Below are 17,769 nucleotides of genomic sequence, written 5' to 3' on the forward strand. Positions count from 1 at the left end.
AAAGCAGCCGTCGATGATTGGGCAATCAGATCGAACTTTCTGTGCAGCGCTGAACTCTGAAAAGTCCGAGGGCAATGGTTTCGTCAGAAAAAACCATCCATACGGTCAGAAATGTCGTTTGCCGTGTAACATTTCACCCGACATTCAACCGACCCCGAATGGCCCCAGGCGGCCCCACCAAGAGCGATATACATGCAAGCAAAGGCCCGTGAAGTTTATGTGCCACCGGTGCTTCAGGATTTGCGAGCCGGCACTGCCGAACTGCACATCGCACTGGAAAAACGCCTTCCTTTTTTCTCCGATACCCTCGATACACCCGCATTCGTGCGCCTGATGCAGGCTTATTACGGCTTCTATCAGCCGCTGGAAAACGCCTTGCAGCGCAGTGGTTCAGTCCCCGACGATTTCGACCTGACGCCACGTCTCAAGACCCAGACTTTGCGCAGCGATCTGCAAACACTGGGCGTTACCCCTCAAATCCTCGAAAACCAGCCGTTCTGCGATCAACTGCCGCTGATTGACTCGAGCGCTGCCTGCCTGGGTGTGCTGTACGTGCTCGAAGGTGCAACGCTGGGCGGGCAAATTCTGCGCCGGGAAATCTCCGCACGCCTGGGCCTGGAAGCCGACAACGGTGCGGCATTTCTCGACATCTACGGTGCCGCCACCGGCCGCCGCTGGCGTGATTTCATCGAATACCTGGGCAATCGTCCAATGGCCGCCGCCGAGCGCGAAGCCGTCGTGCAAGCTGCACAAACCACATTCAGCTGTTTCGAGCGCTGGCTCGAGAGCCGGGAGGTACTGGCATGACCCCGCAAGACAAAGAAGCGTTTGAAGAGTTGCTGGCCAACTGTGCCGACGAGCCGATCCGGTTTCCCGGCGCGATCCAGCCGCACGGCTTGTTATTGACCGTGAGCGAGCCTGCGCTCGCGATCATTCAGGTCAGCGCCAACGTCGAAACCCTGCTGGGCCGTACGCCAGAGGCGCTGATCGGCCAACCGCTGCAAAGCCTTCTCGGCGACGAGCACACCGGCCAGGTGCGTGAGGCCTTGCAGCAACCGGCGTTTTTCGATGCGCCGCCGCTGCATTTCCATCTCAACGGCAGCGCGTTCGAAGGCTTGCTGCACCGGCACCAGGGTGTACTGATTCTGGAGCTGGAGATCCACGTCGAGAACTTCCAGCCGCGCAATGTCGCCGGCAACCAGACGAACCTGGGGCGGATGCTCCAGCGTTTGCAAGCAGCCACGTCGCTGCAAGCGCTGTACGACATCAGCGTCAAGGAAATCCAGGCCATGACCGGGTATGACCGGGTGCTGATCTATCGTTTCGAGGAGGAGGGCCACGGCCAGGTCATCGCCGAAGCGTCCGATCCGTCGATGGAAGTGTTCAATGGCTTGTTCTTCCCGGCCTCGGACATTCCCGAGCAGGCCCGCGAGTTGTACCGCACCAATTGGCTGCGGATCATTCCCAACGCCGACTATCAACCGGTGCCGCTGCTGCCGAAGCTGCGTCCGGACACGCAAACGCCGCTGGATCTGAGCTTTGCGACCCTGCGCAGCGTTTCGCCGATCCACTGCCAGTACATGAAGAACATGGGGGTGTTGTCGTCGATGAGCATTTCCCTGCTCAAGGGCGACAAACTCTGGGGCCTGATCAGTTGCGGCAATCGTCAGCCGCTGCATGTGCCGCATGAACTGCGCACCGCGTGCCAGACCATCGGCCAGGTACTGTCGCTGCAGATCAGCGCGATGGAGGCGCTGGAAGTCAGTCGTCAGCGCGAGGAAAAAGTCGAGGCGCTGGCGCTGCTCAATCAGGCGATGATCGATTCGCCGCAGAATGTTTTCGATGGTCTGGCCAATCAGCCGCAAGTGTTGATGGCGCTGGCCAATGCCGGCGGTATCGCGATCATCGAAGACAAGCAGTTGCACCGTTACGGCAACTGTCCCGAGCCGGATGAGATCCGCGCACTGCACAAATGGTTGCAGGAAAGCGGCGAGGCGGTTTTTGCCAGTCACCATCTGGCCAGTGTGTTCCCACCTGCCGCGCAATATCAGCAAGTCGCCAGCGGCGTGCTTGCCATGAGCCTGCCCAAACCGGTGGATAACGGCGTGCTGTGGTTCCGTCCGGAAGTGAAGGAAAACATCAACTGGAGCGGTGATCCGCGCAAGCCGCTGGATCTGGAAAACTCCGATGCCGGCCTGCGCCTGCGTCCGCGTACGTCGTTCGAAATCTGGAAAGTCGAGATGGCCGGGATCTCCACCAAGTGGAGCCATGGCGACGTGTTTGCGGCCAATGACTTGCGCCGCTCAGCGCTGGAAAACGACCTGGCGCGTCAGGTGCGCCGCGAGCAGGAGGCGGTGCGCGCCCGTGACGAACTGGTGGCGGTGGTTTCCCACGACCTGCGCAATCCGATGACGGTCATTTCGATGCTCTGCGGCATGATGCAGAAGGCCTTCAGCTCCGACGGCCCGCACACCTCGCGGCGCATCTCCACGGCCATCGACACCATGCAACAGGCCGCCGGGCGCATGAACACGCTGCTGGAAGACCTCCTCGACACCTCGAAAATCGACGCCGGGCGCTACAGCATCACGCCGCAGAAGCTCGACGTCAGCCAGATGTTCGAAGAAGCGCAGGCGCTGCTCGCGCCGCTGGCGGTGGACAAGGACATCAGCATTTCCTTCGCGGCTGACCCGGATCTGCGCATCCATGCCGACCCGGAACGGCTGTTTCAGGTGCTGTCGAATCTGGTTGGCAATGCCATCAAGTTCACCCCGCGCCTGGGCACGGTCGGCGTGTATGCCACGTCCGTTGGCGATGAAATCGTCTTCACCGTGCGTGACAGCGGCGAGGGCATTCCCAAGGAGCACCTGCCGCATGTGTTCGACCGTTACTGGACGGTGAAGGAAGGCAACCCGACCGGCACCGGCCTCGGCTTGTACATCACCCAAGGTATTGTCGAGGCTCACGGCGGACAAATCGTCGCCGAAAGCGAGCCGGGGCAGGGCAGCGAGTTCCGCTTCACCGTGCCGCGACTGGACTGATCGTCAGTCAGAGGGCGGCACATTCAGCATGGATGTGCCTGCCCCGACGTCTTCGCGAGCAGTCTCAAACCTGTCATTGCGTGTTGCGTTGTGCGTTTTTGCTCACCATCAGGCTTAACAGCACCGAGCCGAGAATCACGCTTCCCACCACCGCCAGCGACCACTCCACCGGCAGGTGGAACCACGGCATCAGCGTCATCTTGCCGCCAATGAACACCAGCACAATCGCCAATCCGTACTTGAGCAAATGAAAGCGCTCAGCCATGTCCGCCAGCAGGAAGTACAGCGCCCGCAGGCCCATGATCGCGAAGATATTCGAGGTGAACACGATGAACGGGTCGGTGGTTACCGCGAAGATCGCCGGGATGCTGTCCACCGCAAACATCAGGTCGCTCGCCTCGATCAGCACCAGCACCAGAAACATCGGCGTGGCCCAGCGCACGCCGTTTTGCCGGACGAAAAACCGTTCGCCATGAAAACCGCCGGTAATGCGTAAATGCCCGCGCACCCAGCGCAGTAACGGGTTGTTGTCCAGATCCGGTTGCTGATCGGCAAACACCAGCATCTTGATCCCGGTGATGATCAGGAATACGCCGAAGGCATACAGCAGCCATTCGAACCGGGAGACCAGCCAGACGCCGGCGAAAATCATCACCGCGCGCATCACGATCGCCCCGAGCACCCCGTACAGCAGCACTCGACGCTGTAACTCCGGTGGCACGGCGAAGTAGCTGAAGATCATCACGAAGATAAACATGTTGTCGATAGACAGTGACTGCTCGATCAGATAACCGGTGAGAAATTCCAGGGTTTTCTGCTGCGCGATTTCACTGCCAAACGTACCGTTCAGGTACCACCAGAGCAACGCCGCAAAACTCAATGCCAACAGGCACCATGCAATGACCCAGGACAAGGCTTCGCGCACGGACACCCGATGCGCCTTGCGTCCGCCGAACACAAACAGGTCCAATGCCAGCATGGCCAGAACGAAAACGATGAAGGCGCCCCACATCCATGGTTCGCCGATATTGATGTGGGTGGCTGGCATGTTCGCGCTCCCTGTCTTGTTCGATGAGGGTCAGACGAAGCCATGCTAGCGACGGGTTCGCGGCAAAGAAAAATCGTTTATTTCTGGGGCAGAGTTCGTTAAAAACGAAGTGTCGGCCGCCAGCGGCAATCCGACCCTTCCTCTTTCACCGGGGCGAGCCCTTGGCGCACCCCTTGCGCAGCGGTACTTTCAGCGATGACCGATGACACTCTGGAACCGCAAGCGGTGTGCAGCCCGATCACCAGTAGCGCGATTTTTATCGTCGCGACGCTCAATGCCGGCACCGCAGCGAACGACACCGTAAAGAGCTGGTGCGCTGATCTCGCCGGGCTGGTGCGCTCGGTGGGCAAACGCGTACCGGCAGGCAATCTGTCCTGCGTCTGCGGGTTTTCCTCGAATGCCTGGGATCGTCTGTTCGGCAGCCCGCGTCCAGCGGCACTCCACGGTTTCCGTGAATTTGGCGCGGCCGGGCGCCACGCCCCGGCGACCCCCGGCGATTTGCTGCTGCACATCCGCGCTGATCAAATGGATCTGTGTTTCGAGTTGGCCACGCAGATCATGGCAGCGCTGGGCGATGCCGTGACCGTGGTCGATGAGGTCCAGGGTTTCCGCTATTTCGACATGCGCAGCATCATCGGTTTTGTCGACGGTACGGAAAACCCGGTCGGGCGCAAAGCCGTGAACTTCACCATCGTCGGCGATGAGGATCCGGACTTCAGCGGCGGCAGTTACGTGCTGGTGCAGAAGTATCTACACAACATGAGTGCGTGGAATGAACTGAGTGTCGAGGCGCAAGAGCGCGTGATCGGGCGCAAGAAATTGTCCGATATCGAACTGGATGACTCGGTCAAACCGAGCAACTCCCACAGTGCGCTGACGACAATCACCACAGCGGACGGCGAGGAGGTGAAGATCCTCCGTGACAACATGCCGTTCGGCCGGCCGGGAGCCGGGGAGTTCGGTACGTTCTTTATCGGTTATGCGCGTTCGCCAGCGCCGATGGAACAGATGCTGGAAAACATGTTCGTCGGCAAACCACCGGGCAACTACGACAAGCTGCTGGATTTCAGCACGGCGGTGACCGGTAGCCTGTACTTCGTGCCATCAGCCGATTTATTGGAAGAGCTGGCAGCCAGGTGCTCTAAGGAAGAGTGCTAAAGAGGGCCGGTAGCGACGACGAATAGCTCCCCGTTTACTTTATATGTGTCACCTGCGTAGGTGATGTCGAAGTTGAAAGTTGCGTGGGCTGTATTTCGGTTTTTATCTTGAGTTATCGTCAGTTCTCCGTCGCGACCGTCGTACGGCACGGTACTTGTCGCAACCAGGGCGCTTACTCCGCCTTCGCCCCATTGGACGATTGGGTGTGTTCCATTTTTCAGGTCTCGGGGTAGAACAAATGAGAGGAAATCCATGGATTCGTCGAAAACGTGGCGGCCGATGATGCTGATTGTATCTTCACTCAAAGAGCCATAGATAAATCTGTTGGCGTTGAACTTATCTATTGCAGGCAGGGGGGGCGTGAATGTTGCGTTGAAATACACGTCTTCTGTGGTGTGTTTTTCTGTGAGCGGCAGTCGGCGCATGTCTTTATCAACGCCGAGCGTAATATGTTTATTGGAATAGTTCATGTTACGAACTCCTGAGGATTCGGTAAGCGTTCGGAGATACAACTGCATGACATTTAGAATTTAGGCATGCAGTTAAAAACTACTTTCTGCCGATTCATTGCACAACTGTCAGTTATGACAGTTGTATTTTGGTGGTCGGTGTGTAGGCACCGAGGTATTAAGGGGCAGTCTTGATAAAAGAATATCGATCAAACCCTGAATGGGCTTGATTTAACGAGGTTGAAGGAGGCTAGAAAGAAGTGCCTTGAATATTCAACGAAAAAACTCTCCCGGCGTTTCCCCAAACTGTTGGCGAAACGCCGCGATAAACGCCGACGTCGAGTCGTAACCGCAGGCCAGCGCGACGTCGGTGACGCGTTCGCCTTTCTCCAGTGGCGTCAGCGCACCGAGCAGGCGCAAGCGCTGGCGCCAGGCACGGAAGGTCAGGCCGGTATCGCGCAGAAACAGACGCGTGAGGGTCTTTTCGGTGACGCCGAATTTCTCGCTCCAGTGGCTCAGCGTGGTCTGTTGTTCCGGGTGTTGCTCCAGGCTCTGGTAGATCTGGCGCAAACGGGCGTCCTGGGGCAGCGGCAGCATCAGGTCGATGTGTGGTGCGTCGGCCAGTTGATCGAGGATCACTTGGGCGAGACGCCCGTGAGCGCCGCGCTCATCGTATTCCACCGGCACCTGGCTGAAGGCGCGGATCAGCTCCCTGAGCAGATCGCTGACGCCGAGCACATGACAGCGCTCGATCTGCCGCGAGGCGACGTTGCAATCGATGTACAGGCTGCGCATCTCGGTGTGCGGCGAACTGAATACCCGATGCGGTACGCCGGCCGGAATCCACACCGCGCGTTCCGGCGGCGCAACGAAACGCCCCGCGCTGGTCTGCACCTCAAGTACGCCTTGAATCGCATAGGACAATTGCACCCACGGGTGGCTGTGACGCCGGGTCAGCGCGCGATTGGGCAGCGATTCGGTGCGCCCGTACAGCGGGCGCGGCAGGCTGGGCAGCCCGGGAATGCTGCGTCGAAAGCTTTTGTCCTGTCCTTTCGGCGGCATCTGCAGGCTCTTCGGCGTTAGTCGGTAATTCCCTGTCACGTTAAAGTCGCTGGCACGCCCTGGCAACCCCGGATGAACACATCATGACGCGCCCTAGATTCCTTCCCGATAACTTCACCCTGACGCTGATCGGCGTTGTGCTGCTGGCCAGTTTTCTGCCAGCCAGCGGTCAGGTCGCGGTCGGCTTCGGCTGGTTGACCAACATCGCCATCGCGCTGCTGTTTTTCCTCCACGGCGCCAAGCTTTCCCGCGAGTCAATCATCGCCGGTGCCGGTCACTGGCGCCTGCATCTGCTGGTGTTCGGCCTGACCTTTGTCTTGTTCCCGCTACTGGGGCTGGCGCTGAAACCACTGCTGTCGCCGTTGATCGGCGACAAGCTGTACATGGGCATGCTCTACCTGTGCGCATTGCCCGCCACCGTTCAGTCGGCGATTGCCTTCACCTCGCTGGCGCGGGGCAATATCCCGGCTGCGATTTGCAGCGCTGCGGCGTCCAGCCTGTTCGGGATTTTCCTCACGCCGTTGCTGGTGACCCTACTGCTCAACGTGCATGGCGACGGCGGCTCGACCCTCGATGCGATCCTGAAAATCAGCGTGCAACTGCTGCTGCCATTTATCGCCGGGCAGATCGCCCGGCGCTGGATCGGTGCGTGGGTAGGGCGCAACAAGAACTGGCTGAAATTTGTCGATCAGGGCTCGATTCTGCTGGTGGTCTACGGCGCGTTCAGTGAGGCGGTCAACGAAGGCATCTGGCATCAGATTCCGCTCATCGAGCTGCTGGGGCTGGTGGTGGTCTGCTGTATCTTGCTGGCGCTGGTGTTGCTCGCGTCGACCCTGCTGGGCAAGGCGTTCGGTTTCAACCAGGAAGACCGCATCACCATCCTGTTCTGCGGCTCGAAAAAGAGCCTGGCGACCGGCGTGCCGATGGCGCAGGTGTTGTTTGCCGTCAGCACCATTGGTGTGTTGATCCTGCCGTTGATGTTGTTCCATCAGATTCAATTGATGGTGTGTGCGGTGCTTGCGCAGCGTTATGCGAAACGTCCGGAATCGGTGCCTGAGTTGATGGCGCAAGTCGATCCATAACGCTGACTTGCAGGAGCTGTCGCAGCCTGCGGCAGCTCCTACAGAGAGCGACTCTTCACGGCTGCGGCAGCACGTGAGGGTACGTTCAGTATGCGCAGCAATGAAGACACATGAATCCTGACCGTAAACGGCGAAATATCCAGTTCACGGGCGATTTCCTTGTTGGTCTTGCCTTGCGCGATCAGCCGCAACACCTCTTGCTGACGGGGCGTGAGCGCCGCACCGGTCTCCAGCGGCAATAAGCCCGACGGTGCAAACTTCACCAGCACTTCACCTTCGCGAATTGCCAGGATCGCCTGGCCGATTTCGTCTGGTGCGATGTTTTTGCCGATGAAGCCATCGATGCCCGCCGCCATGACGTCGCTGATCAACGCCTCGTCATCGACCATCGACACCACGATCAGCGTGGTGCGCGGCAAGCGGCGACGCAGTTCGGCGAGCTGACTGACGCAGGTCAGGCCGGGAAAGCGCAGATCCAGAATCAGGCTATCCGGCTCGTCGCCACACGGCAGCAGAGCCAGTACGGCGTCGAGGTCGCCAGCCTGTTCAATATTTGCGTCGGGGAGCAGGCGCTGCACCGTGCGCAACATCGCCTCGCGAAACAACGGGTGATCGTCGGCTATGATAATTCGGCATGTCATGGCGTGACCCTCCCTGGGCCGGGTGTTGCTGATGGCATGCACCTTAGCACCCGGTGCGGGCATTGCCTGTCGGTTTGTGCTGAATATGACGATTGCGGCACAAGGACGTTCACCATGAAGTTCGAGAAAAACACCGAGCTCGATCAGGCCAATCTGCGCATTATCATCGCCAGCATCGCGTTGGTTTACATCGGCGTACTGGGCGTCTTACCGGCCCAGCGCTTCGATACCTATCTGCCGGTGGTCACCTATATCTGCCTGTTTTTGCTGGCCTCGATTGTGCTGCGCCAGACGATTGTGCGTTGGCCTGGGCATTATCCAGCGCGGCGGATTTTTGCCATGGTCCACGATTACACCGGCACCTGCTTCGGTCTGGTGGTCGGTGGCGAAGCGGCATTGCCGCTGTATGCGGTGATTATCTGGGTCAACCTCGGCAACGGCATGCGTTACGGCTCGCGTTATCTGGCGATTGCCACGGTGTTGGCATTGCTGGCGTTGCTCGCGGTTTATCGGCTGACGCCCGTGTGGCAGGCGCAACCGTTCATGGTGTTGATGCTGATGATCACCAGCACGGTGATTCCGTTCTATGCGCACTTGTTGCTTGAGCGCACGCGCAAGGCGTCCGAAGAAGCGGTCGCGGCCAATCTGGAGAAGTCGCGGTTTCTCGCCCAGGCCAGCCATGACCTGCGCCAGCCTATCCACTCCATCGGCCTGTTTACTGCGTGCTTGCGTGAGTCGCGATTGGGTGAGGAAGAGCGACGCTTGGTCGACAACATCGACCGTTCACTGCTCAACGTGTCGCAGTTGTTCCGTTCGATTCTCGATCTGTACACCCTCGATAACGGGCGGATCCTGCCGAAATTGCAAACCGTGCATCTGGGCGAATGGCTCGCGGAGCTGATTCGGCAGAACGCCGAAGCGGCACGCTGGGCGGGCGTGGAGTTGCGTTTGCGACCTTGTGAATACTGGGTGCGCACCGATCCGGCGCTGCTGGCGACCATGGTGCAGAACGTGCTTTCCAACTGCTTCAAGTACGGCGCGCAGCGACCGGTGCTGATCGGTGTGCGCAGGCGCGCAGCCGGGCTGGCTATCGTCATTTACGATCAGGGCAATGGCATCGCCGAGGAGCATCTGCCGAAGGTATTCGAGGAGTTTTACCGGGTTCGCCAGCTACGTGACAAAGACGTCGAGGGTGTGGGGCTGGGCCTGTCGATCGTCAAGCGTCTGGGGCAATTGATCGGGTTGGAGGTCGCGCTGCGCTCACGGCTGGGGCGCGGGACGGCGGTCACTTTGTCCGGGTTGCCCATGGCGGCACCACCGCTGCAATCAGTCATTCGCGATGATGCGCGACAGGTCGGTCTGCTGACCGGGTTGAAGGTGTGTCTGGTGGAGGATGATCGCAACGTGCTGATGGCCACGTCGGCGTTGTTGGAGCGTTGGGGCTGTGTGGTGCAGGCCGAACTGACGGGGCGCGACTTGGTCACCGATTGCGACATCATCGTCGCTGACTATGATCTCGGTACCCATGCCACGGGCATCGAATGCATTGACGATGTGCGGCGCCAGCGCGGCTGGGCGGTGCCGGCGATGATCATCACCGGGCATGACATCGAAAAAATACAGGCGGCCTTGCACGACCGCCAAATTGCCATCCTGTCCAAACCGGTACGCCCGGCCGAGCTGCGCACGACCTTGCGAACCCTGCGCGACCGGCAAGCAGCGCCCGTCGCGGAAACGCTGTAGGCGCTGCGGCACGCTGCGCCTACATGGGGCAAGCGTCAGCGTTTGCAGAGATAGTCCTGAGTGATGGTGGTTTGCAGGCAGTTGTACTGGCCCATGGTGCGGCAGATGTTTTTCTCCGAGCCGGTGACCTCGGCGTTTTAGTAGCCCCAGGTCTTGCAGCGTTGTGCGGCGACGGTCAGGCCTTGTTCGGCGCTGGTCTGGCCGCTTTCGAATTGACCCAGCTCATAGGAGACCTGGACGACGCCATCGTTTTTGCTGCCGCCGGTGGCTTCCCATTGTTTCGGGGTGGCGCAGCCGGTGAGGAACAGGGTGGCGAGGGTGAGTGTTGCGATCAGGGTTTTCATGATGGAACGCAGTCCTTTACCGAGGAAGTGGGATTATTGGAATGGAATCGGCGAGGCGCCTTTGGGCAGGCATGACAGCGGCGGCGTCATGATGCCCATGCTCGCGACCGCGATGATGGCGCCGCTTGGCAATTCGCAGTTGTACTCACCGGCCGGGGTGTAGGCGGTGTAGTAGGTGAGGGTGCTGTCGCTGCGGACGTTGTCGATTTTCGACACTGGTTTGCCGATGACGGTCTGAGCGCGCTCTTTCATGCTGGCTTCGCTGGGCTTGACGGTCTGGCAACCGCCGACGCCGATCAGGAGGGCGCCGACAACGGCGACTTTGCAGAGCTGGGTATGCAGTTTCATGGTGTTTCTTCCTTGGTGTTGTTCTGATTTCCAGGCACAACGGTCCCGCACGCTGCGAGAGGGCAACGTTGGGGAACATCGGGGGTTGCAGGGGAATATAGCGTCGGGTGGCGCAGCGGTCGATTAGCACAAATGTGCTACTGCGGCGCCGAACAGACGGCAAGTCGAAGCCGTCCGTTGGGCCGAAAGAGGTATTACTGAGTGCTGTTGAACTGGTCGGAATAACTGCCGGTCATCAATGCCGAGGCGACTCGATCAGAGCCGACGCCTACGCGGGAGTAAGCGAGGCGGTTGGCCTTAACCCGATCAGCACCGTCCGCTGCGAAGGCGCCTGCGATCAAGCTGTTTGGCAATTGGCACGGGTGCACCCTTCAGTGCACGGGTGTCGACGATTTCGATGACACTGGGAAACGCGACTGAAGCAGTATGGATCGGCATCGACTGCCCATCCTGCCGGGGGACGAGGGGACAATCAGCGATTAGTCGTTTCACTTCCTTGCAGGCAGGGGCAAGAAGGAAATCGGTCTAAAAACGCCAGCCCGGACCTCCGGCCTTTTGCTAGGCTCAAGAATGTAGGCGAAGACGCAGACTGATGCGCAAACGGATAGCAAGGGGACGTGGGGCGCGTTCCGAAGGGTACACGGTTAGAAAGATCTCCGCGCTGAGATCCAGCCCTTACGCCGTGTGAAGCAGCCGAGGCACTACTTTTTCAATTTCGCCCGGTACTGTGAGAAGCCTGATAAACCTTGTAAGCCAGAGACCAGCACTGGCCGCCTGCTCAAACAACCAAAGCCCGCATCGTGCGGGCTTTGTCGTTCTTGCCTGATCAGATTTTTGTCAGCGCGTGCGCCAGATCGGCGCGCAGGTCTTCGACGTCTTCGACGCCCACCGACAGCCGCACCAAACCATCGCCGATACCCAGTATGGCGCGGGTTTCAGGTGGAATGGTCGCGTGCGTCATGATCGCCGGATGCTCGATCAGACTCTCGACACCGCCGAGGCTTTCAGCCAGAGCGAAGATCTTCACGTTCTCCAGGAAACGCCGTGCGCCGGCCAGATCAGTGTTCAGATCCACCGAAATCATCCCGCCGAAACCGCGCATCTGCCGCTTGGCCAATTCATGCTGCGGATGCGACGCGAGGCCCGGGTAGTAGACGCGTTTGACCTGCGGCTGCTGCTCCAGCCACTGCGCCAGATCCAGTGCGTTGCTGCAATGCCGCTCCATGCGCAGCGCCAGGGTTTTCACCCCGCGCAAGGTCAGGAATGCATCGAACGGCCCGGAAATAGCGCCGACCGCGTTCTGCAAAAAGCCCAGGCGTTCGGCCAGTTCGGCGTTCTGCCCGACCACGGCAATACCGCCAATGACGTCGGAGTGACCGTTGAGGTATTTGGTGGTCGAGTGCAGCACGATGTCGAAACCCAGCTCCAGCGGGCGCTGGATGTACGGGCTGGCAAACGTGTTGTCGGCCACGCTGATGATCCCGCGTGCGCGGCAGATCCGCGCGATGGCCGCCAGATCTGACAGGCTCAGCAGCGGATTGGTCGGCGACTCGACGATGACCAGGCGCGTGTCGTCCTGCAGCGCCGCTTCGAACGCCGACAGGTCAGTCAGGTCGACGTAGCTGAAACGATGCCCGGCGCTGCGTTGGCGCACCTTGTCGAACAGGCGGAAGGTGCCGCCGTACAGGTCGTTGCCGGAGATGATGTGCGAACCGGCATCGATCAGTTCGAGGACGGTGGAAATCGTCGCCAGCCCGGAAGCGAAAGCAAACGCCTGGGTGCCACCTTCCAGATCCGCCACGCAACGCTCAAGGGCAAAACGCGTCGGGTTGTGCGAGCGGCCGTAGTCGAACCCTTTGTGCACACCGGGGCTGTCTTGCAGGTAAGTCGAGTTGGCATAGATCGGCGGCATCAGCGCGCCGGTGGTCGGGTCAGGCTCTTGCCCGGCGTGGATCACCCGGGTCGCGAAGCCTTGGGAATTCTTGTCGTGCTGACTCATGCGAGGGATCTCCGTAATTGGTTGAGCATGTCGGTGCGGGTGATCAGGCCATGGAAGCCCGACGCGTCGGCGACGATGGCCACGAGGCCACGGCTGAGCACCGATTCCAGTTCCGCAAGGGTAGCGCCTGGTGCCAGCGTTTGCAGTTTATCGGTCATCACGCTGGAAACTGATTGGCTGAAGCGTGCAGCGTCTTCGTGAACGGCCAGCAGGATGTCGGATTCATCGATAACGCCAACCAGCTCCTTGCCTTCAACCAGCACCGGCAGTTGCGAAACGTCTGCCAGACGCATGCGCTGGAACGCGGTCAACAAGGTGTCGTCGGGGCCGACGCTGATCACCCGGCCATCCTCGAAGCGACGGGCAATCAGGTCGCGCAAGTCGCCATAACCCTTGCGTTGCAACAGGCCCTGATCGGTCATCCACTGGTCGTTGTAGACCTTCGACAAATAGCGAGTGCCGGTGTCGCAGACAAAGCTGACGACGCGTTTCGGCTCGGTCTGTTCGCGGCAATAACGCAGCGCAGCGGCGAGCAAAGTGCCGGTCGACGAGCCGCCGAGAATACCTTCGGCCTTGAGCAGTTGGCGGGCGTGATCGAAGCTTTCTTCATCGCTGATCGAATAGGCGTGACGCACACTGGAGAGATCGGTGATCGACGGAATGAAGTCTTCGCCGATGCCTTCGACCGCCCACGAACCAGGCGTCAGCATCGAGCCGTCACGGCTGTATTGCGCCATGACCGAGCCGACCGGGTCGGCCAGAACCATTTCCAGATCCGGTTGCACGCGCTTGAAGAAACGGGTCAGCCCGGTCAGGGTCCCGGCCGAACCGACGCCGACGACGATGGCATCCAGGTCGTGTTCGGTCTGCGCCCAGATCTCCGGTGCGGTACTGCATTCATGGGCCAGCGGGTTGGCCGGGTTGTTGAACTGGTCAGCGAAAAATGCGCCGGGAATGTCTTTCGCCAAACGTGCGGCGACGTCCTGGTAATACTCGGGATGGCCCTTGCCGACATCGGAGCGGGTGATATGCACCTCGGCGCCCATGGCTTTCAAGTGCAGGACTTTTTCCGTGGACATTTTGTCCGGCACCACCAGCACCACGCGGTAGCCTTTGGCGCGCCCGACCAGTGCCAGACCCAGGCCGGTGTTGCCGGCAGTGGCCTCGACGATGGTGCCGCCGGGTTTGAGGCGACCATCACGTTCAGCCGCATCGATCATTGCCAGACCGATACGATCCTTGATTGAACCGCCGGGGTTTTGCGATTCGAGTTTGAGAAACAGTGTGCACAGGCCGGTATCGAAGCGGGTCACTTGTACCAGCGGCGTATTGCCGATCAGCCCAAGTACGGCAGGGCGTGAATCCTTTGACATTTCTTCACCTTTTTTTGTGGTGTTGATCGCGTTCCATTCGCGGGGAATAAGCTCGCGTGCAACATAGGCTCAGACATCATCTGTCGCAACCTTTTGTCGCTCGGAATTACTGCCATTTCGATCTAACTATAGAACTAAAAAATCCTATAAAAACCGATCTCTAATCGCACAACGAGAAGAGCGCGGGACATCCGCGCTGAAACCCGAAACTCATTGATTAGAGGAAGTACAACGATGGGAAGCAAACGTACAGAAATTACCTGCGAAGGATCGGCGGCTGGAATCTCCGCACGAATCTGCCTGGAAATCGAAGCCTCGTTCTTTACGCCTCTGGCAGAAAATGACGAAGCGTTGCCACGCCTCGCAGACAGGGAGGCGCTCGATCCGGAACAACAGTTTGATCGGCGTACGGTAACCCGGCCTTCTCTCTAAACAGGCGATGGCCGGATGAAGTGCATCCGGCCATTCGGGGGTATGTCCATGTTCAGCGAGCGCGAATCTGCGGGTGAAGAGCGGGTGGCAACGTTTTTGCGGGTGATTAGCGAGGAAGCCGGATTGTCCGTCAATTACTACGAATCCGGTGCCAATGTTGCCGCCGTGGAGTTGAAAGACGAACGAGGAAGAGTGGCCGCTGCCGGTGCCGGGAAAGGCCGCGCGCGAACGGTCGGCGCATTGGCCGAGGCTCTGGAACATTACAGCTTTGCCCACAAGGTCGAACCTTTGCGCCGTGTGCCGGTCAGGCAACTGCTGGCACAGGAGGCGACGCGCAACGATGGCTATCTGCAGAGTCTTGGCGATAGCAGCCACCAGGACGATTCGGTTCAATGCCTGCGTTTTTATCGTATCAATCAGCGTAACCATTGCATCCTGGTACCGGCATCGCTGGTGTCGCTGGCGTACCTGGGGCAAGAGGGCGCCGGCGGCGAACAACGCAACGCCGGTCCCGATGCGCATTTACTCAAATATTTCACCAATTCGGGCGTAGCCACGGGTTACGGCTGGCGCGAATCCGTCCTCTACGGGCTCAATGAAGTGATTGAGCGCGACGGGTTGTCCTCGATCTACGAGCAACTGGTCGCTGGTCGCCGACCGGATCTGGCCGAGGTCCATCCACACTGGCTGGCGGCGCACTTTCAGGACAATGCGGAGCTGCTCGGCTTCGTCAGCAGTGCGCGGGTTTTTTTTGGCGAACACAAAGGCATGCCGTTCGCGATGGCACTGAGCAAGGCATACCATGAGGGCAGACTGGCATTGATCGGTTCCGGCTGCTCGATATCGCCGACCCAGGCAGTCTATCGGGCGGTGACCGAGTTGTTGCAGGTGTCGAAGCTTCAGGACGATGTCACGCGGCGCGAGGACGAACGCGTCAAGGCGCATCTGCTAAGCGGGCGTGGCTTGCATCGTTTGATTGAGTTGGCGGACTGGCTGGCTGGCCCGTTTCCACTGCTCGATTCGTTGCATGCGTCGGGGGGCTTGAGTGTTGCCCAACAGTTGTCCTGGGTCGTGCGCCGACTGCGTGAACATGGATTCGCGGCATACTTTCGCCCGATCAAAGTGTTCTCCGATCGAGTGGTGGTTACTCAGGTTTACGTCCCGGGGCTGGAACGGTTCAATCTGGTGCGCAGCGGTCTTCGCGTCGTCCCTCAGCGTATCTTGTTCGCCGCCGCGCAGTGCCGTGGCGCAAAGGAAGAAGCCAACCATGTTTAAGGAAATGAAACAGGCGGTGGTGACGCATCGTTCAGCGTTTGCCCTGGTTTTGTTGATTGTGGTGCTGTCGAAAATCGCGGGTGTCATGCCCACGTTGATTCTCGGTCGGGTGGTCGACAGTTTTTCCAGTGCTGCTCAGGGCGTCGGTGCCAGTGGTTACCTGCTGGGTTTTGTCTTGCTGGGGCTGTTGAACGTGCTGTTACTGCCCGTTCAGGGGTTGCTGCTGACGCGCTTCATCCAACAGGCGCTCTATGACGCCTCCATGCACTGGATGGGCATGCTGATGAAAAAAGACTTCGGCCTCTATTCCTCGGTCAACGTGGGGAAAATGCTCAAGTCGGTAGAACGCGGCATCCTGGCCAATGAAAAGATGCTGGGTTACGCCCTTGGAACCGTATTACCGTTGGTGGTCGAGTTTGTGGCGATAGCGGTCTGGCTGGTTTATATCGCCAACGTGCTGTTCCTGGCGGTGGTTATTGCACTGTCAGTGGCCTATCTGTTGGTGACACATCGGCTGATCCGCTGGCGACGCAAGCACATTGATGAAGTCAACGATGCCGAAGACGAGCAGGGCGGCGTTTTTGCCAATACGATTCAGGCGACCAAGCAGATTCGCCTGGAAGTGGCGCAGCACGCTGCACTGCAGCCATTGGCCGCAACCTTTCGGCGCTACGCCGATGCTGCAACCCGGGTGGGGTTTTCCGGGGCCATACTCAACGCCTCCAGAACCTTTTTCCTGACGGCGACCACCGGCCTGGTGATTCTCTACGGGATGACCGATCAGGCAGCATTGACACCCAATCTCTCGGTCGGTGAGTTCGTGGCGTTGTTCTCGTTGTCCGGGATGTTTTTCAACGGCGTGTTCAATGTCGGTGAAACCTATCGCTTCGCCGATCAGTTCGCCGCGGATCAGGCGCGGCTCAAAGAGTTGCTGTTGTTGCCGGACTTCAAGCAAACCGATCATCTCGAGGTAGTCGGGTTCGCTCCCCAGACACTGGTTTTTCCTGGCATACAGTGGGAAAGCAATGGCAAGCGGGTGTTGCACATCCAGCAGCCACTGACGTTTTTCGCCCATCAGCGGGTGGCCCTGATCGGGGCCAGCGGTTCGGGAAAAACCACTTTTCTCGAAGTGTTGAGTGGAATCAGAAAAGTGCCCGGTGGCGTTGTTCGACTGGACAGCACGCCGCTGGACAACCTGCCGGAAAGCACACATTTCAACGTTTTGCGCTATTGCCCCCAGTTGCCACGGTTTCTGGCTGGCTCGCTGGAAGATGCGGTGTTTTTCTACACGCCCAGACATGCACGCTTTCGCCAGGAAGCCACAGCGCTGGGCCTGGAGAACCTGTTCCTCGGGGATAAGGAAAAAGTGGTGAATGAAGACGCCAGCAGCTTGTCCGGGGGGGAGGCGAAAAAGCTCTCGCTGCTGCGATTATTGTTGAAACCTGGAACCTTCAACCTGTTCGACGAGCCCACCGCCTCTGTGGATGCAAAAGGTGCCTCACTCATCTGGAATGCACTGTTTGAAAGACTCGCATCGCGCGCATTGATTTGTGTCACCCACGATCTGCAAGGGCTGTCGCGCTTTGATCGGGTGCTGGTGTTCGAACGTGGAGAGGTGATTGCCGATGGCCCGTGGCAGCGCATCGCAATGACGGAACGGGTTCAGGACGTTATCAGCCGAATCAGGACCGAAGTGCTTTGAAGGCAGTGCAACGGGGAGTAACAGCACAAATCCAGTGTGGGAGGGGGCTTGCTCCCGAAGGCGGAGTGTCAG

At 59.3% G+C, this 17,769-nt stretch carries 15 protein-coding genes and 1 pseudogene; 8 read left to right on the plus strand and 8 right to left on the minus strand.

Annotated features, from left to right (window positions below; translation table 11 throughout):
* Positions 1–192 precede the first annotated feature (192 nt).
* Together ACIONG_RS03945 and ACIONG_RS03950 are read left to right on the plus strand one after the other, a co-directional pair.
* Complete coding sequence (locus tag ACIONG_RS03945) at positions 193–807, plus strand: biliverdin-producing heme oxygenase (protein WP_401296876.1); 615 nt, start codon at positions 193–195, stop codon at positions 805–807.
* Positions 804–3,041, plus strand: coding sequence for an ATP-binding protein (locus tag ACIONG_RS03950; protein WP_401296878.1), 2,238 nt, complete (start codon positions 804–806; stop codon positions 3,039–3,041). The genes ACIONG_RS03945 and ACIONG_RS03950 overlap by 4 nt, the downstream gene beginning before the upstream one ends.
* 73 nt (positions 3,042–3,114) lie before the next feature.
* On the opposite strand, the gene ACIONG_RS03955 is transcribed toward ACIONG_RS03950, so the two are convergent.
* Entirely contained in the window at positions 3,115–4,089 is a 975-nt protein-coding gene (locus ACIONG_RS03955; RefSeq protein ID WP_401296880.1) for a TerC family protein, read from the minus strand.
* A 195-nt stretch (positions 4,090–4,284) separates the two neighbouring features.
* On the opposite strand from ACIONG_RS03955, the gene ACIONG_RS03960 reads away from it, so the two are divergent.
* Positions 4,285–5,247 (plus strand): Dyp-type peroxidase, encoded by a 963-nt coding sequence (locus ACIONG_RS03960; protein ID WP_401296882.1) that lies wholly within the window; start codon positions 4,285–4,287, stop codon positions 5,245–5,247.
* Here ACIONG_RS03960 and ACIONG_RS03965 read toward each other — a convergent pair.
* The gene (locus ACIONG_RS03965; RefSeq protein WP_401296884.1) at positions 5,244–5,717 is read right to left on the minus strand and encodes a hypothetical protein; all 474 of its coding nucleotides are present in this window, start codon (positions 5,715–5,717) and stop codon (positions 5,244–5,246) included. The genes ACIONG_RS03960 and ACIONG_RS03965 overlap by 4 nt on opposite strands.
* 252 nt (positions 5,718–5,969) lie before the next feature.
* Entirely contained in the window at positions 5,970–6,758 is a 789-nt protein-coding gene (locus ACIONG_RS03970; protein WP_401296886.1) for an AraC family transcriptional regulator, read from the minus strand.
* Between the two features lie 83 nt (positions 6,759–6,841).
* Here ACIONG_RS03970 and ACIONG_RS03975 point away from each other — a divergent pair, with 83 nt between their 5' ends.
* Entirely contained in the window at positions 6,842–7,840 is a 999-nt protein-coding gene (locus tag ACIONG_RS03975) for a bile acid:sodium symporter family protein (protein WP_401296888.1), read from the plus strand.
* A gap of 38 nt (positions 7,841–7,878) precedes the next feature.
* Here ACIONG_RS03975 and ACIONG_RS03980 read toward each other — a convergent pair whose 3' ends face one another.
* Positions 7,879–8,481 carry a LuxR C-terminal-related transcriptional regulator gene (locus ACIONG_RS03980; RefSeq protein ID WP_401296889.1) on the minus strand — a complete coding sequence of 201 codons (603 nt, stop codon included), beginning with the start codon at positions 8,479–8,481 and terminating at the stop codon, positions 7,879–7,881.
* A gap of 114 nt (positions 8,482–8,595) precedes the next feature.
* Here ACIONG_RS03980 and ACIONG_RS03985 point away from each other — a divergent pair, with 114 nt between their 5' ends.
* Complete coding sequence (locus tag ACIONG_RS03985) at positions 8,596–10,224, plus strand: hybrid sensor histidine kinase/response regulator (protein WP_401296891.1); 1,629 nt, start codon at positions 8,596–8,598, stop codon at positions 10,222–10,224.
* 35 nt (positions 10,225–10,259) lie between these two features.
* On the opposite strand, the pseudogene yecR reads toward ACIONG_RS03985, so the two are convergent.
* The 4 genes and pseudogenes from yecR to ACIONG_RS04005 form a co-directional block, all read right to left on the minus strand.
* Positions 10,260–10,568 (minus strand): annotated as a pseudogene (gene yecR, locus ACIONG_RS03990) (YecR family lipoprotein).
* Between the two features lie 33 nt (positions 10,569–10,601).
* Positions 10,602–10,916, minus strand: a complete 315-nt coding sequence (locus tag ACIONG_RS03995) for a hypothetical protein (protein WP_103305738.1) — start codon at positions 10,914–10,916, stop codon at positions 10,602–10,604.
* Between the two features lie 826 nt (positions 10,917–11,742).
* On the minus strand, positions 11,743–12,915 hold the full coding sequence (locus ACIONG_RS04000) for a cystathionine gamma-synthase (RefSeq protein WP_401296893.1): 1,173 nt from the start codon (positions 12,913–12,915) through the stop codon (positions 11,743–11,745).
* Complete coding sequence (locus tag ACIONG_RS04005) at positions 12,912–14,288, minus strand: cystathionine beta-synthase (RefSeq protein ID WP_103305740.1); 1,377 nt, start codon at positions 14,286–14,288, stop codon at positions 12,912–12,914. Before ACIONG_RS04005 ends, ACIONG_RS04000 begins: the two co-directional genes overlap by 4 nt.
* A 234-nt stretch (positions 14,289–14,522) precedes the next feature.
* Here ACIONG_RS04005 and ACIONG_RS04010 point away from each other — a divergent pair, with 234 nt between their 5' ends.
* The 3 genes from ACIONG_RS04010 to ACIONG_RS04020 are packed head-to-tail and all read left to right on the plus strand — an operon-like array spanning position 14,523 to position 17,697.
* Positions 14,523–14,720 (plus strand): hypothetical protein, encoded by a 198-nt coding sequence (locus tag ACIONG_RS04010; RefSeq protein WP_212809241.1) that lies wholly within the window; start codon positions 14,523–14,525, stop codon positions 14,718–14,720.
* A gap of 48 nt (positions 14,721–14,768) precedes the next feature.
* The gene (locus tag ACIONG_RS04015; RefSeq protein ID WP_401296896.1) at positions 14,769–15,995 is read left to right on the plus strand and encodes a YcaO-like family protein; all 1,227 of its coding nucleotides are present in this window, start codon (positions 14,769–14,771) and stop codon (positions 15,993–15,995) included.
* On the plus strand, positions 15,988–17,697 hold the full coding sequence (locus ACIONG_RS04020; protein WP_401296898.1) for an ATP-binding cassette domain-containing protein: 1,710 nt from the start codon (positions 15,988–15,990) through the stop codon (positions 17,695–17,697). The genes ACIONG_RS04015 and ACIONG_RS04020 overlap by 8 nt, the downstream gene beginning before the upstream one ends.
* The last annotated feature ends 72 nt before the right edge of the window (positions 17,698–17,769 follow it).

Source organism: Pseudomonas sp. NPDC087817, assembly GCF_044742875.1.
Lineage (GTDB): Bacteria > Pseudomonadota > Gammaproteobacteria > Pseudomonadales > Pseudomonadaceae > Aquipseudomonas.